The 13,542-nt window shown below is 49.2% G+C and carries 12 protein-coding genes; all 12 read right to left on the reverse strand.

The window, feature by feature from the left end; genetic code table 11:
• Positions 1–2: 2 nt before the first annotated feature.
• Positions 3–812, reverse strand: coding sequence for a polyphosphate polymerase domain-containing protein (locus DSZ37_RS07690; RefSeq protein WP_109726333.1), 810 nt, complete (start codon positions 810–812; stop codon positions 3–5).
• A 418-nt stretch (positions 813–1,230) separates the two neighbouring features.
• On the reverse strand, positions 1,231–2,007 hold the full coding sequence (locus tag DSZ37_RS07695; protein WP_109726334.1) for a helix-turn-helix domain-containing protein: 777 nt from the start codon (positions 2,005–2,007) through the stop codon (positions 1,231–1,233).
• Between the two features lie 4 nt (positions 2,008–2,011).
• Positions 2,012–2,530 (reverse strand): DNA-3-methyladenine glycosylase, encoded by a 519-nt coding sequence (locus tag DSZ37_RS07700; RefSeq protein WP_109726335.1) that lies wholly within the window; start codon positions 2,528–2,530, stop codon positions 2,012–2,014.
• A 1-nt stretch (position 2,531) separates the two neighbouring features.
• Positions 2,532–4,283, reverse strand: a complete 1,752-nt coding sequence (locus DSZ37_RS07705; protein ID WP_109726336.1) for an Rqc2 family fibronectin-binding protein — start codon at positions 4,281–4,283, stop codon at positions 2,532–2,534.
• A 119-nt stretch (positions 4,284–4,402) separates the two neighbouring features.
• Entirely contained in the window at positions 4,403–5,221 is an 819-nt protein-coding gene (locus tag DSZ37_RS07710) for a putative RNA methyltransferase (RefSeq protein ID WP_109726337.1), read from the reverse strand.
• Between the two features lie 9 nt (positions 5,222–5,230).
• Positions 5,231–6,688, reverse strand: a complete 1,458-nt coding sequence (locus DSZ37_RS07715; protein WP_181380273.1) for a Nif3-like dinuclear metal center hexameric protein — start codon at positions 6,686–6,688, stop codon at positions 5,231–5,233.
• A gap of 97 nt (positions 6,689–6,785) precedes the next feature.
• Positions 6,786–7,061, reverse strand: a complete 276-nt coding sequence (locus tag DSZ37_RS07720; protein ID WP_028521131.1) for a zinc-ribbon domain containing protein — start codon at positions 7,059–7,061, stop codon at positions 6,786–6,788.
• A 98-nt stretch (positions 7,062–7,159) separates the two neighbouring features.
• Complete coding sequence (locus tag DSZ37_RS07725) at positions 7,160–7,750, reverse strand: sigma-70 family RNA polymerase sigma factor (RefSeq protein ID WP_109726339.1); 591 nt, start codon at positions 7,748–7,750, stop codon at positions 7,160–7,162.
• 96 nt (positions 7,751–7,846) lie between these two features.
• Positions 7,847–9,385 carry a hypothetical protein gene (locus DSZ37_RS07730; RefSeq protein WP_109726340.1) on the reverse strand — a complete coding sequence of 513 codons (1,539 nt, stop codon included), beginning with the start codon at positions 9,383–9,385 and terminating at the stop codon, positions 7,847–7,849.
• 451 nt (positions 9,386–9,836) lie between these two features.
• Complete coding sequence (ftsZ, locus tag DSZ37_RS07735) at positions 9,837–10,970, reverse strand: cell division protein FtsZ (protein ID WP_109726341.1); 1,134 nt, start codon at positions 10,968–10,970, stop codon at positions 9,837–9,839.
• Positions 10,971–11,151: 181 nt separating this feature from the next.
• Complete coding sequence (locus DSZ37_RS07740; protein ID WP_109726342.1) at positions 11,152–12,243, reverse strand: cell division protein FtsQ/DivIB; 1,092 nt, start codon at positions 12,241–12,243, stop codon at positions 11,152–11,154.
• Between the two features lie 22 nt (positions 12,244–12,265).
• On the reverse strand, positions 12,266–13,525 hold the full coding sequence (gene murA, locus DSZ37_RS07745) for a UDP-N-acetylglucosamine 1-carboxyvinyltransferase (RefSeq protein WP_109726343.1): 1,260 nt from the start codon (positions 13,523–13,525) through the stop codon (positions 12,266–12,268).
• Positions 13,526–13,542 lie beyond the last annotated feature (17 nt).

Here is a 13,542-nt window from a genome sequence, read left to right on the forward strand (position 1 = left end):
AATTATACGCTCCTGTTCATAATGATGTTGTTATTTACCATCGAGATCCCCGATATATATATGCGCCTGCCTCCCGACGCCTGCTGTGCGCCCTCTACCTGACTTTTTACAAAATTCTGGTAGGCTCTGCCGTACTTGGAGAAGCTGGTCTTGTAGATCTCAAGCTCTGAGAGCTTCTTTACCAGCCAGTCGGGGATAGCGTTGGAGACCTTGACTTCCATGAGTCTCTGGTCAGCACCGATTATGTAGTTGCCGTAGCTCTCATAGTTCAGTCCCAGATCATAGCGTCTCTCGGTGATCTTTCTGTCGAAAGTAAGGCGGAAGTCTCCGTCATCCTTTCCGAAGAAAGCCTCGCGCTGATAGCTGATGTACTGCTTGGGAGCTATGGGGTAGTTATCGAGGAACACATCCAGCTCTCTGAAAACCTGCTCGGTGATGTACTTTGTACACTCGGGCTTTGAACGGTCGCGCAGATAAGCGTCCGACTCGGCAAGAGTCATGGACACACGCCTCTTGGTAACGATGCCGCCGATCTTTTTCTTTATCTCAAGGAATACCGTATCATCGGGTGACGCAGGTGAATAATAACTGCGGAGCCTGATCTTTTCCTTATAATAAGGCTTGGACAGTGATTCTCTTATAAGATAATCATCAGGGGTGTCATAGTAGATGTTGTAGATTCCGTACTCTTTTCCGCCAATGCAGAATTTATCGGGGTTCATATACTGGTTTATGACCTCCATGAGTCCGTGATACTGATCCATATTAAGGAGGAACTTGATCTCTTTACGAGCGAATGTATTAATAGCCATAATCGCCTTCGCAGCGGTCCTGCCGCCCGAAGCTCACACTCCTTTCGTATCGTTTGATTATATTATAGTGACGTTTTCTTAAAATAGTCTTAAGTTTGCCAAAAAATCACCAAATCTTTAATATCCTGCCGCAATTTTGTACACAACGCCGAAAATCAGCTATATTCCGTCATTTCAAGAGCTGAAAAATATGTTTTTTTCGTTTATTCATAGTTCATTGTCTGTTTTTGTACATCAATAATTCATATATTTTTATTTAGTTTTCACAGTTTCAACACGTCATAGATGTTGATTTTTGAGATTAAATGCCTCCTTAAAACTTGATTTTAGCAATTTTTGAACAGTGTTCCGCAATAATTGACGAAAGTGCCGTCTTTTCGTGTCTTTATATAAAAGGTACTGCCAATTTTCTTCCTAATTATACCTGTTTTCTGTATCGGGTAGGAGTGACCCCGACGATCTTCTTGAACTGCCGCATGAAGTGCTCCTCATTATCGTAGCCGCACATAGCTGCCACCTGCGAAACGGTACAGCCCGTTTCCGTTAATATCTCCTTTGCCTTTTCGATCTTGCCGCTGATAACATCTGCAATGCAGGACACGCCGAAGGTCTCCCGGTAGAGGTGCTGGAAATATGAGCGTGACATACTCACATACGCTGCCATGGTGTCCACATTCCATTTCATCTGAGGGTTGCGGTATATCTTCTCGCGGAGCTCAATGAGCATTGCATAGTGGGGCTCGGAGGTCTGTACCTTTTCGCCGCCGCGGTTCATGGCGTCACCTGCCTTGACAAGCAGGAGCCGCATGAGGTTTTCAAGCATTTTCGCTCTGCGGGAAGCCAGAGAATAAAACTCAGAAGCTATATTCCGCATGAGCTCACCGATGAAATCGGTGTCTGCAAATAGCACAGGGCGGTTGAATACCAGCTCAAGAGCGTCGATGAATTCCCTTTCGTCCTCGCCGTCAAAGCATATCCAGTCGCAAATGAGAGGGCAGTCCTCAGCCGAATAGACCACAGGAAGCCTTCCGTCGCAGATAATGAATGCATCCTGCGGCACTCTCATGGTCAGACCGTTTATATCGAACCGACATCGGCTCTTTGTAAGCATTATCATGTACTCGCCTGTTGCAGCCCTGCGAAAGACCGAGCTGCTGTCATATATGGAATTACAGCCTAAACACCGTATATTCACAACATCACTCCTCGCTTCCGATGAAACGCCACTCAACGTCCTTCCAGTACTCCCCTGCATAGTCTATACCGACTCTCGGGGCAGTCCTAATGTCAGGACGGAAACCGTCGTCCTCGAACCAGATCTCCTCGCAATCGCGAAGATCAACACCATTGAAGCTTCCGTCGATCATCATATTTTTTGTCAGTTTTGCAGGTCCGTCAAATCTGACGCCTGCGCGGAGAAGCAGTCCCTGAGGCTGATCCTTCTCCCCTGTTATCACATTCATGAGCCAGTGCATACCGTAGCAGAGGTATACATATATGATACCGCTCTCACCGTAAAGCAGCTCCGTCCGCTTAGTTCGTCCCTTTGCGGCGTGGCAGCCCTTGTCCTCCTCGCCTCTGTACGCCTCCACCTCGGCTATGCGCTCGCGGAGCTCCGTACCGTCGGGGAGACGGTGTACCAGTATCTTTCCCACAAGGTCGGGAGCAGCCTCCAGAACATCGCGGTGAAAGAACTCGGGGTCTATCCTCTTGTTCATATCATACCCTCAGACTTTGTTCAAGCTCGCGGTCCGGCTTGACAAAGGCGGTCTTGTAGTTTGTGAAAATGACCTTGCCCGGCTTTGCGCCTGCGGGCTTCTTTACATAGCGTGCGAGGCAGTAGTCCACTGGGACAAGTCCCGAATCCCTGCCGCTGCTGTTGACCGCAGCTATCACCGCAGCCTCCTCTATGGTCTTGTCGGGAGGAGTCTCACCGTCCGTAAGAATAAGGACATGAGAGCCCGTGATGAGCTGGGTATGCAGCCATATATCGGTCTTTTCCGCAAATTTAAGGCTCAGCTGGTCATTCTGCTTGTTATTGCGCCCCACAAGGATAGAGAAGCCGTCGCTTGACTTATACTCAATGGGCGGCAGAGCCTTTGGCGGCTTTGCCTTTCCGCCCGCATAGCGGACATATCCCTGCTCGCGCAGCTCCAGTCTCAGCTGGATTATATCGTTCTCGGAGGAAGCTCGTGTGAGTGAGTAAAATACGCTCTCCAGATACTGAAGCTCCTCCTCGCCCTTCTGTATCTGCTCTGCCAGCTTTTCCTCGGCAGTAACAGACTTCTTGTATTCACCGTAGTAATGCTGGGCATTCTGTGCAGGAGTCTTTCTCACGTCCAGAGGGATAGTCACCTGCGGACATTCCTCGTCGTAGAAATTCTCCACAACAGCGCTGCTGTCGCCCTTCTGTATGCGATACATATTCGCTGAGATAAGGTCACCGAACAGCTTTGCGCGGTCCTTATCGGCACAGGCGTCCAGCTCCTCACGCTGGGCGGCGATACGCCTTGAGGTCCTGTCCGTAAGGTTCATGAGCAGCTTGAAAAGGTCGTTGGCACGCTGCTTTGTACGGGCTGCGCGGTCACGCTCCGAATAGAAAAAGTCCAGAAGCTCTGAGGGTCCAGAAAGCTCCTTGGTGTACATAAGTGTTCCGAACTGTGAAAGGCGCACGAAAGAGAAGTCCTTCAGCTGACCTTCCTTGTCGCTGACCACCGAGAAGCAGCACTCTCCGCTGAGTACCTGCTCACGGGTACGTTTTATGGTAAACAGCAGCCTGTCAAGCTGGTCGCTGCTGATGGTATCGCTTTCTATATGTGCTCCCCTGCCTGCAAAGTAAGCCCACTCACGGGCAAGTATGGGGGAAATACCCTCGAAAATGCGGATAAGAGCCTTTGACAGCTCCTTGGGCTGAGTTCCGGCAAGGCGCTCCTTTATATCCTCAGGCTCGCAGGTGAGGAAATTCAGTCTGTCATCGCGCGGAGGGAGAGTGTACTCCATTCCCGGAAGCACCATTCGCTCACGGGACATCTCCTCGTCAACGCGCTTGATACTGTCGATGACTCTGCCATCGCCGCTTACTATTATAAGGTTGGAGCAGCGGCCCATTATCTCCACCGCAAGGGTGACGGTAACTATGTCGCCAAGCTCGTTTACGCACTCAAAGTCAAGAAAAAGTATACGCTCCAGACCGTCCTGACGGATATCTATGAGCTTGCCGCTGCCGAGGCGCTTCCTGAGAAGCATACAAAACATAGGCGGAGTCTGCGGGTTATCCACGGTGTTTTCGGTTATGTGGACTCTCGCACTGCCTGCATTGGCGGAGATGTACAGCTTTTTGCTGCCGCTTTTTGTGCGTATGGAGATGATGACCTCCTCACGGGAGGGCTGATGTATTTTCTCGACTCTTCCGCCGATAAGGGGGAGGAGTTCGTTCCTGACTGTATATAAGAATGCTCCGTCCAGAGCCATAATATCAATCCTTTGCTGTTTAATTGTTGAATAATGATAAGGCTGACAACGCTGCTCTGTCGGAATTGCACATATTCTTTTCTATGTTTATTATAACATTTTGTGCGCTATCATTCTAATCAAATATTGCGATAAACGAGAAGCTCGAAATCAGCTTTTGTGCTCAGGCTGTCAAGATTTGCAAGGCGCTCCTGCTGATCCCGTCCTGTGCGGTAATAGTAGGGCGTCATGGAGAACAGCGCCATAATGTCCTCGGAAGATGTAAGCTCCATGTTGTAGGTTACTTTTTGTGCACGAATGAACTCGAAGCCCTCAAGCTCATAGGGCTTGACTTCGTTCTTGTAGGGAGTATCGTACACCGCCTGCTTCAGCTCCCAGAGGTGGTCTGCCGAGGGTATCGCCATTATCATGACACCGCCTTTTTTCAGCACTCTGCGGAACTCCTCTCCGCAGTAGGGAGCAAAAAGAGTCACCAGCATATCGCAGGAGCTGTCTGCAACAGGTATGTGGAAAACGCTGGCAACTGCCAGCTCGGCTCCCCTGCACAGCTTGGCGCAGTATTCAACTGCTGCTTTGGATATGTCTATACCGCATACCTCCGCCGCAATATCACGCTGCTTCAACTGCTCAATTATTGCGTCTGTGTAGTAGCCCTCACCGCAGCCTGCATCAATAATCGTTCCACCCGTAAAATGCTCTGTGACCGCCGAACAGAGTGCATCACACAGCGGCTTATAGTAGCCCTTGCCGAGGAAGTTCCTCCTCGCCTGCACCATGAGCTTATTGTCACCGTGGACGGTCTTGCCCATGTGCTTTGAAAGCAACAGATTGACATAGCCGCTCTTTGCCCTGTCAAAGCTGTGCCTGTTTGGGCAAATGTAAGAATTTCCCGATATATCGAGTTTTTGTCCGCATACGGGACATATGAATACGCTCATCTGTTCACCTCAGACATACTCGCAGGGGTCTGTTGATGACTCCGCTATCTCTACATCCAGCAGAGGGAACTTCTCCTCCAGAACGCGGCGAAGCTCCTCAAGCACGATGTTCTCGGTGTGGAAATGTCCGCAGTCCAGCAGGGCAATATCGTAGTTGTTTGCATCTACCCAGACGTCGTGCTTTACGTCTCCCGTTATGAGTGCATCGCAGCCTTTTTCCCTTGCAAGTCCCAGCATAGAGCCGCCTGAACCCGAACAAAAAGCAATTTTTGACACAAGTTTATTGCTGTGACGGGAAGTCCTTACATACTCGCAGCAAAAGACTTCCTTGCAGACCTCCGCAAGAGCCCTCGCCGTGACCTCCTCTTTCAGCGTCACTATCCAGCCCAGACTGTTTCCGCCGCCAAGCTCCTCAAAGGGCTCGGGATCTCCGCAAAACTGGAACTTGCTGCTGAGTTTGCTCAGTATCACGCCGTTTGTGCCGCCCGCAGCTATATCGAGATTGGTGTGCATACAAACCGCTCCGATACCGCTTGCAATAAGCTTGTACACGGGGTCGCTGCTCTTTATGCTCCTGCGTGGCTCAAAAATAACGGGATGGTGGGAGATGATAAGCTCGGCGCACTTCAGGTCTGCCTCGTCCACAGCCTCCGAAGTGATATCAAGACTCAGCAGTATCCTGCTGCACTCCTGTTCGGAGCTTTCCACAAGATAGCCCGAGTTATCCCATTTCTCCTGAGCAGCAAAGGGATAGAGCCCGTCAAGATAGTCTATCACATCACTTATCTGCTCAATGCCGATGCCGTTTATGACTTTTTGTGCAAGTGCCTTATAATGCTGAGCGTCCGAATTCCTGCCTGCCTTTTCAAGGTTTTCCGCTACCTTTTCAAGGCGCTCCGCCTCACGGGCACGGTACTTATTGGCAGTTTCGTCCTCATCGTCGAAAAATCCGCAGACAGACTCGGCTTCGCTTAGCCTTCTCGGGAAGGGGCAATACTCAGCGGTCATAATAACATACAGCTTGTCGCCTTCCTCGACCACATACTCACCTGTTATCTCCATGTTATACTCATAAAGCCTTCTGCGGAGTATCTCAGGCTTGGTCATAGGCTGGAGGACCCAACGGATATTCATTTTATCCACGGAATCTATTTTTACTGCGCCGATGATATCAGCAATAGTCTCGCCGCCCATGCCTGCGATCACCACATCTGACACACCATCAAGCGTCACTTTTTCAAGTCCGTCGGATAGCACAAGCTCCACCTTGTCCTGTATACCATACTTCTCAACTGTATTTCTTGCGGAGTCAAGCGGTCCCTCCTTAACATCGGAGGCAATGACTCTGCTGCACTTTCCGCTGCCCACAAGCTCCGCCGCGAGATAGGCGTGGTCTGTTCCAACATCAACAGCGATCCCCACCCCGCTTACGAGTTCCGCGATCTTTTTCAGTCTGTTATCAAGCATATTGCACCTCATCTACATTAAAATAGCGCACCGCATAGCAGTACGCATAAACAAAACCAAGCACAGCCGTTTCCGACTGTGCTTTCGGTCTCATTAATTATGCCTCGTTCATCTTTGCGAAGCAGTCGCTGCAGTAAACAGCTCTTCCTTCCTTGGGCTCGAAGGGAACCTTTGCCTCGCCGCCGCATGAAGCACAGACTGCTGTATACATTACACGCTCAGCCTTGCCTGCATTTTTTCTGGCGTCACGACATGATTTGCATCTCTGGGGCTCGTTCACGAAGCCTTTCTCTGCATAAAATTCCTGTTCGCCTGCGGAGAAAATGAACTCCTGTCCGCACTCCTTGCAAACTAATGTCTTGTCTTCGTACATAGTACAATACCTCGCTTAATTATTTTCGACCACGGTCGGATTTCCACCCACATCTTTGTAAAACAACGCTCTTCTGGGTTGAGCTACACGGTCATATTTTAATTTGTATCATGCATTACTGCACGGATCTTTTTTCTCGCACGCTGCATAGCGTTGTCCACTGCCTTTTCGGTAATTCCCAGCTTTTCCGCAGTATCCTTATAGCTGAGTCCCTGCACGCACAGTGTCAGAACGTTAAGCTCCGTGAGAGACAGCACCGAGCATATAGTCTTCCACAGCCCGGAAAAAAATTCTTTGTAAAAATAAATGCTTTCCGGAGTTTCCTCCACAGACAGTATATCCTCAGCCTCGTCTTCGTCAATCCTTTCCGTAAAGGACAGGTCCTTCACCGATTTTCTGGACAGGGTCCTCATTCGGTTAACGATACAGACCTCGGCAAAGGTAGAGAACTTCACCCCTTTTTTCGGATCAAAGGCTTCAATAGCCTTCAGCAGACTCATCATGCCCTCCTGATGGAGGTCATCGCAGTCCGACTCCGAATTGGCAAATATCTCCGACTTTATGAAAACAAGTCTTGAAAAGCGTGATATCAGAACAGCTGCAGCCGCCTTGTCGGTCTTGCCGAGCACAGCGAGCTCCTCGTCTGTTTTGCTGTTAAGTTCATTCAAATCGTGATCCAGATCAAGCAAGATATCCACCCAACAATCCGCATTTTCCCATACAAATATTTTTATTGCCGACTCTCCTCGGAACACTCCGAAGAGAGTCGGTAAATTTGTCGGTTATTAGTTTTCCTTTGCAGCTTCTTCCTCGGCAGCCTTGAGAAGCTCTGCCATATCAAAGTTGAAGTTTGCACTCTTGTTGCCCTGTGCAGGCTTGTTGTTATTCTGCTGCTGGTTCTGAGCAGGAGCCTGAGCGGGCTTATTGATATTATTATTGTTATTGTTATTATTGTTCTTGTTAGCGTTATTGAAGTTGCCTACATTAGCAAAGGGATCGCTGTTGTCAGAGGGCTTTGCTGACGGCAGTTCATTCAGGTCGGCCTTGGGAGCCTTTGAGGGACTGAATTCAGCTCTGGGAGCCTCAGCCTTCTTCACGCTGTTATCAGACTTTGCAACGTCAACAGTCTTGCGAGCCTCACTGATGATGTTCTGAGCCTCGTTCATTCTGCTTGAGCACTGACCTGTCAGGTTATTGAGTACAGAAGCGATATCTGTGAACTTGCTGTTTACGCTCTCGATCTCTGTAAGGAGCATCTCGCGTACAGTCTTGGACATTGCGTTTACCTTGTCTGCATGAGTATTAGCCTCATCAACAGTGTTCTTAGCCTGATTGTTAGCTTCCTTTATGCAAGCCTCGGCAGCAGCGTTTGCATTGGCAACAGCCTTCTCAGCCTCGCTGTTAGCGTCCTTGAGTATCTGTGTTGCCTTGTCGTTAGCTTCCTTGGTAACCGCCTCAGCATCCAGCTTAGCCTGATTTTTGATCTGGTTAACGTTCTTCTGAGCCTCAGCGAACATAGCGCCCATCTGAGCGATAGGATCGGTAGACTCTTCCTTAAGCTTGGTGATCTGCTCGTTAAGAGCCTTGATCTCCTCGTCCTTCTTAGCGATCTGCTCACTGATCTTGGAGGACTCATCGCCCTTCTTTATAAGCTCAGCGATCTTGCTGTCCTTATCAGCCAGTTCCTTAGCCTTGGCAGCAAGGTCCTTATTCTTATTGTTGAGTTCTTCTGTGATCTTAGCAAGCTCCTGCTTGATCTTAGCCACATCACCGTCAGCGTTTCCGCCTGCAGCGATAGCAGCGCCTGCTGAAGCAGCCTTAGCCTCGGCAGCCTTGAGTCTGCTTCTGAGGTCTTCGATCTCCTTCTTTGCAGCCTCGAGAGCAGCAGTAGTCTGAGCATTAGCCTGTGCATTATTTCCTGAAGCAGCAGCCTTAGCCTCTGAAGCCTTGAGCTGTTCCTTGAGAGTTTCTATTTCCTTCTTAGCAGCTTCCAGAGCAGCAGCAGCCTGAGCGCCGCCTGCGCCTGCACCGCCTGCAGCCTTGAGCTGTGCGATAGTTTTCTGGAGCTCTTCGTTTTCTTTCTTAGCAGCTCTGAGAGCGTTATTGGAGGTATTGAGCTTCTCCTGAAGATTCTCCACCTGATTTCTGTACTTTATAACCTCCTGAGGGTCGGAAGCACCGCCTTCCTTAGAAGCTTTAAGCTCGTCCTCGAGAGCAACGATCTTAGAATTGAGTTCGTCAAGGTAAGTAATAACGTCTTCCTTTACGAAACCTCTTTGACCCATCTTGGTTTCTCTTAATACTGTTGGTGACTGTTCGCCCATGGTACACTCCGTTCCCCTCGGTGAGACCGAGGTAAAAAATTAAGGAATAAGAACCCATACTCAGTTTCTGTGAAGGTCCGTTTTGGTGAATTTGCATATAAAAAGCCTTCACAGCCCACGAATACAGGTTCTGATGAATATGCCTTACATAAATTATAACATATTGAATATATTATTTCAACTACCCAAATGTAGAAAATTTGAACTGATTTTAGTGCAATTTACTATAAAAACAGTCAAAAATATACTAATCGTTAAAAAAAATGTAAATCAGTTTAACCTATAAGGTTATATATATTTGTTTAGTAATAAATTGATAATATAAATTGTATAAAGAAAAACTGTGTCAAGACTGCACAATGAACAGCAATATCATGCCGTTTTTGAGCCCGTCACCTATTCTCACGGCAAACAAAAAAGCGGTCCATACGGACCGCTTGTATTTGCTTTATCAGTTGCCGAGCATCTTGAAGATATCGTCAAGGTCGTAGTCCTGGCTTGAAGAAGCAGGCTTTGCAGGAGCACTGTTTCCGCCGAAGCCGAACTCATCAATAAGAGGATTGTCAATAGGAATGACGTCCTCCTCGGGATTGGACTCCTCAATAGTTGAAGGAGCGGGAGCATCTTCATCATCGAAGCCTGCAGCGATAACTGTAATTGTCATCTCATCCTGCATATCTTCCTTGAATGCTGTACCGAAGATGAACTCAACACCCTCAGCAGCTGTATCTGTGATCATCTTTGTAGCTGCATCAACATCGGAAGAAAGAATATCCTCGGACATAGCGATATTGATAAGGAGTCTCTTTGCGCCCGAGATAGATGTCTCGAGAAGCGGGCTGGAGATAACTGCGTTTGCAGCATCTCTTGCCTTGTCCTTGCCGGTACCGTGACCGATAGCCATGTGAGCATAGCCTGCATCCTTCATGATAGTCGAAACGTCAGCAAAGTCGAGGTTTATGTAGCCTTCCTCAACGATAAGATCGGAAATGCTCTTTACACCTGTCTTGAGAACGTCGTCTGAAAGTGCGAAGCTCTGCATCATTGTAAGGGGCTTATCAAGGCCTACGAGAAGTCTCTCATTAGGGATAACGATAAGTGAATCAACATACTTTCTCAGCTCTGCGATACCTCTCTCAGCCTGAGCCATCTTCTGCTCTCTCTCAAAGAGGAAGGGCTTTGTAACGACAGCAACTGTGAGGATATCCATTTCCTTGGCGATCTTGGCAACAACAGGAGCAGCACCTGTTCCTGTTCCGCCGCCCATACCTGCTGTGATGAAGATCATGTCAGCACCCTTGAGGTGTGTCTCGATCTCGTCGCGGTTCTCCTCAGCACTGCGCTGACCGATCTCGGGCTTGTTGCCTGCGCCTCTGCCCTTTGTGAGCTTAGCGCCGATCGGTATCCTTGTAGTAGCCTTGGACTTGTTAAGAGCCTTGGCGTCAGTGTTTATAGCTATATATTCTATATTATTGACACCCGAATCCACCATGCAGTTTACAGCGTTTCCGCCGCCGCCGCCAACACCGATGACCTTTATATTAACATCGGGTTCGAGTGTTTCCTCATAATTGAAATCTGACATTTGAACTCCTCCTACTGTTTATTATCCTAAATTTATCAATTTTATATATCACTCTATAAATACACTTTATATTTTAGCATATAGTCGCATTTTTTTCAAGCGCAAACAAAATTTTTTTTATTTTCAGCGAATTGTACAATAATGCATACTATAACACTGCCATTTTGCACACATTTCTGTCTTACCACTGGCTGCCGTCATATCCGCCGTAGCCGTTATCGGTGTAGCCGTTGTCGTAACCGCTGCCGTCATCATAGCCGCCGTCCCACTGGCTTCCGTCGTCATAGCCGCTGTTGTAGTCCTCGCCGCCGCTCCACTCGGCCGCAGCCTCTGTAACTGTGGTGGGAACGGTAGTTGTACGGCTGTTGTTTATCTCGCTGAATTTTGCCTCCATATCGGGGTCCTGCTCATTTATCTCGTCGATGGGATTGCCGTATTCATCGGTCTTCTGAGCGGTCGTGGGCTCTATTGCGCCCTGCGACAATACGGGAGTATCGCTGTCCCTGAAGCTGCACATATTTGTGCCGACCATCATCAGATAGCCTTTTTTGCCCTTTACGGAGTCTTGATTCATTACTGTATCCGCAAGACTGAGCTTATACTCAACATCGTTCCAGTTGCCCATCTTGAAGATCATATCGTTTTTATAGTTAACGATGATAGAGTGCTCATCGCTGAGATCCACCGACATGATATTATTGTCGCTCTTTGCGACCATGCTGGCTATAAGCTCTGCGAAAGCGTCGTTCTTATGCTCATTTTCGGAAGACACAGGCTTTCCCGGAGTTGTGTCCGCAGGCTCAAGTCCGTAGATTATGGGAAGTCCGTCTGTTATAAAGCCGTTATCCGCAAGTATCTTTCCTTTTTTGCTGACGAGGAGAGTTCCGTCGCCATACTGTACATTGAATGCAGGTATGCACTTGGTAACTGTTATGTCAAGGGACGACGGGAAGTCGCGCTCAACCTTTGCGGTCTCCACATAGAGCAGTTCGTCAAGTATCTTCTGCTCACTGGCTGCACAGTCCAGCCTGAGCAGGTTGTCGCCCTCATTTATGCCCGAAGCCATAACTATCTCCTCAGCAGAGTACATATCAGATTCGCCCGATACTCTTATCTCATTGATATTGAAAAGAAAGGTATAGCTGATGGTTATTCCCGCGGTGATAACAAGCAGCAGAACTACAAGTCCGTAGACGTTCATCATTCTCTTACGCCGTCTTATGCGCTTGCGGCTGTTCTGCCTTGTGACACTGGTTTTTTCGACGTCTTTCATATCTTCTCCAATTCTTTCAGCCTCAGACCCGACGCATTTCTCCGCCGAGAAGTCTTACGGCCTCCTCCATTTTTTCATAACCTCTGTCGATGTGACAGATGCGCGATATCTCGGTATCCCCCTCGGCACACAGAGCAGCTATGACCATTGCGGCTCCGCCTCTAAGGTCAGTTGCCTCCACATTGGCACCGCGGAGAGAGCTTACGCCCTTGACTACAGCTACCTTGCCGAGAACCTCTATATCCGCTCCCATTTTCACAAGAGCGTCTGTGTGACGGTATCGGCAGTCGAAGATGTTCTCCTCAAAAATACTGGTACCGTCAGCAAGCGAAAGTGCAGCCATAAGCACCGCCTGAGCGTCTGTCGGGAATCCGGGATGAGGCATTGTCCTTATCCTTTCGCCCACCGCTCTCAGCCGTGTACCGCTGCGAAGATATATCCTGTTTTCAGATGTATATACACTGCATCCCGTCTGCTCGAGCACCGTAAGAAAGGGCTCCATCTCGGGGACGCAGGCATTTGTAAGTATAAGCTCGCCCTTTGCCGCAGCCGCCATGGAAAGGTAGGTGGCTCCGACGATCCTGTCGGGCATTATTGTATATTCACAGCCGTGAAGCTGTTGTTTTCCTCTTATTATGATACGGCTCTCGCCGTCACCTCGTATGTCGGCTCCGCAGGCTCGCAGGAAGCCGCAAAGGTCGCATATCTCGGGCTCTCGGGCAGCGTTGTTTATGACTGTCTCGCCCTCTGCCGTGACTGCACAGAGAATTATGTTCTCCGTAGCCCCCACCGAGGGAAATGCAAGGGATATCCTCGCGCCCTTAGCTCTGCCGCAGAGCGCCCTGCAAATGATACTGCCGCCGCTCTCACGGATATCCACCGCCATTTTTCTCAGCGCGGCAAGGTGCATATCTATCGGTCTCGGTCCCAGCTCACAGCCTCCGGGGACGCTTACCGTACATTCCCCTGCTCTGCCAAGCATGGCTCCCATGAAGATTATGGAGGAGCGCATTTCGCGCATAAGCTCCTCCGAGACACTTGTACTCTCGATCGTTTCGGCGTTTATCACCGCCGTGTTATCGGAAAAGCTGCACCGACAGCCCACGCAGTTGAGTATCCTCGAAGCTGCATAAACATCGGTGAGCCTCGGACAGCTGTGCAGCGTACACTCGCCGCGGCACAGCAGCGCCGCTGCCATTATCGGCAGTGAGCTGTTTTTGCTGCCCTGCAGGGCAAGCTCGCCTCTCAGCCGCCTGCCGCCACTTATCATGAATTTCTGCATATCATCACCCCACAGCA

This window comes from Ruminococcus flavefaciens, from assembly GCF_900116855.1.
GTDB classification, from domain to species: domain Bacteria; phylum Bacillota; class Clostridia; order Oscillospirales; family Ruminococcaceae; genus Ruminococcus; species Ruminococcus flavefaciens_R.

Excerpts from the sequence above, each read along its gene's own strand:
- DSZ37_RS07690 (WP_109726333.1), bottom strand. The coding sequence starts at position 812 with ATGGCTATTAATACATTCGCTCGTAAAGAGATCAAGTTCCTCCTTAAT.
- DSZ37_RS07715 (WP_181380273.1), bottom strand. The coding sequence starts at position 6,688 with ATGCTTGATAACAGACTGAAAAAGATCGCGGAACTCGTAAGCGGGGTG.
- DSZ37_RS07730 (WP_109726340.1), bottom strand. The coding sequence starts at position 9,385 with ATGGGCGAACAGTCACCAACAGTATTAAGAGAAACCAAGATGGGTCAA.
- DSZ37_RS07705 (WP_109726336.1), bottom strand. The coding sequence starts at position 4,283 with ATGGCTCTGGACGGAGCATTCTTATATACAGTCAGGAACGAACTCCTC.
- DSZ37_RS07710 (WP_109726337.1), bottom strand. The coding sequence starts at position 5,221 with ATGAGCGTATTCATATGTCCCGTATGCGGACAAAAACTCGATATATCG.
- DSZ37_RS07740 (WP_109726342.1), bottom strand. The coding sequence starts at position 12,243 with ATGAAAGACGTCGAAAAAACCAGTGTCACAAGGCAGAACAGCCGCAAG.
- murA (WP_109726343.1), bottom strand. The coding sequence starts at position 13,525 with ATGCAGAAATTCATGATAAGTGGCGGCAGGCGGCTGAGAGGCGAGCTT.
- DSZ37_RS07720 (WP_028521131.1), bottom strand. The coding sequence starts at position 7,061 with ATGTACGAAGACAAGACATTAGTTTGCAAGGAGTGCGGACAGGAGTTC.
- DSZ37_RS07700 (WP_109726335.1), bottom strand. The coding sequence starts at position 2,530 with ATGAACAAGAGGATAGACCCCGAGTTCTTTCACCGCGATGTTCTGGAG.
- ftsZ (WP_109726341.1), bottom strand. The coding sequence starts at position 10,970 with ATGTCAGATTTCAATTATGAGGAAACACTCGAACCCGATGTTAATATA.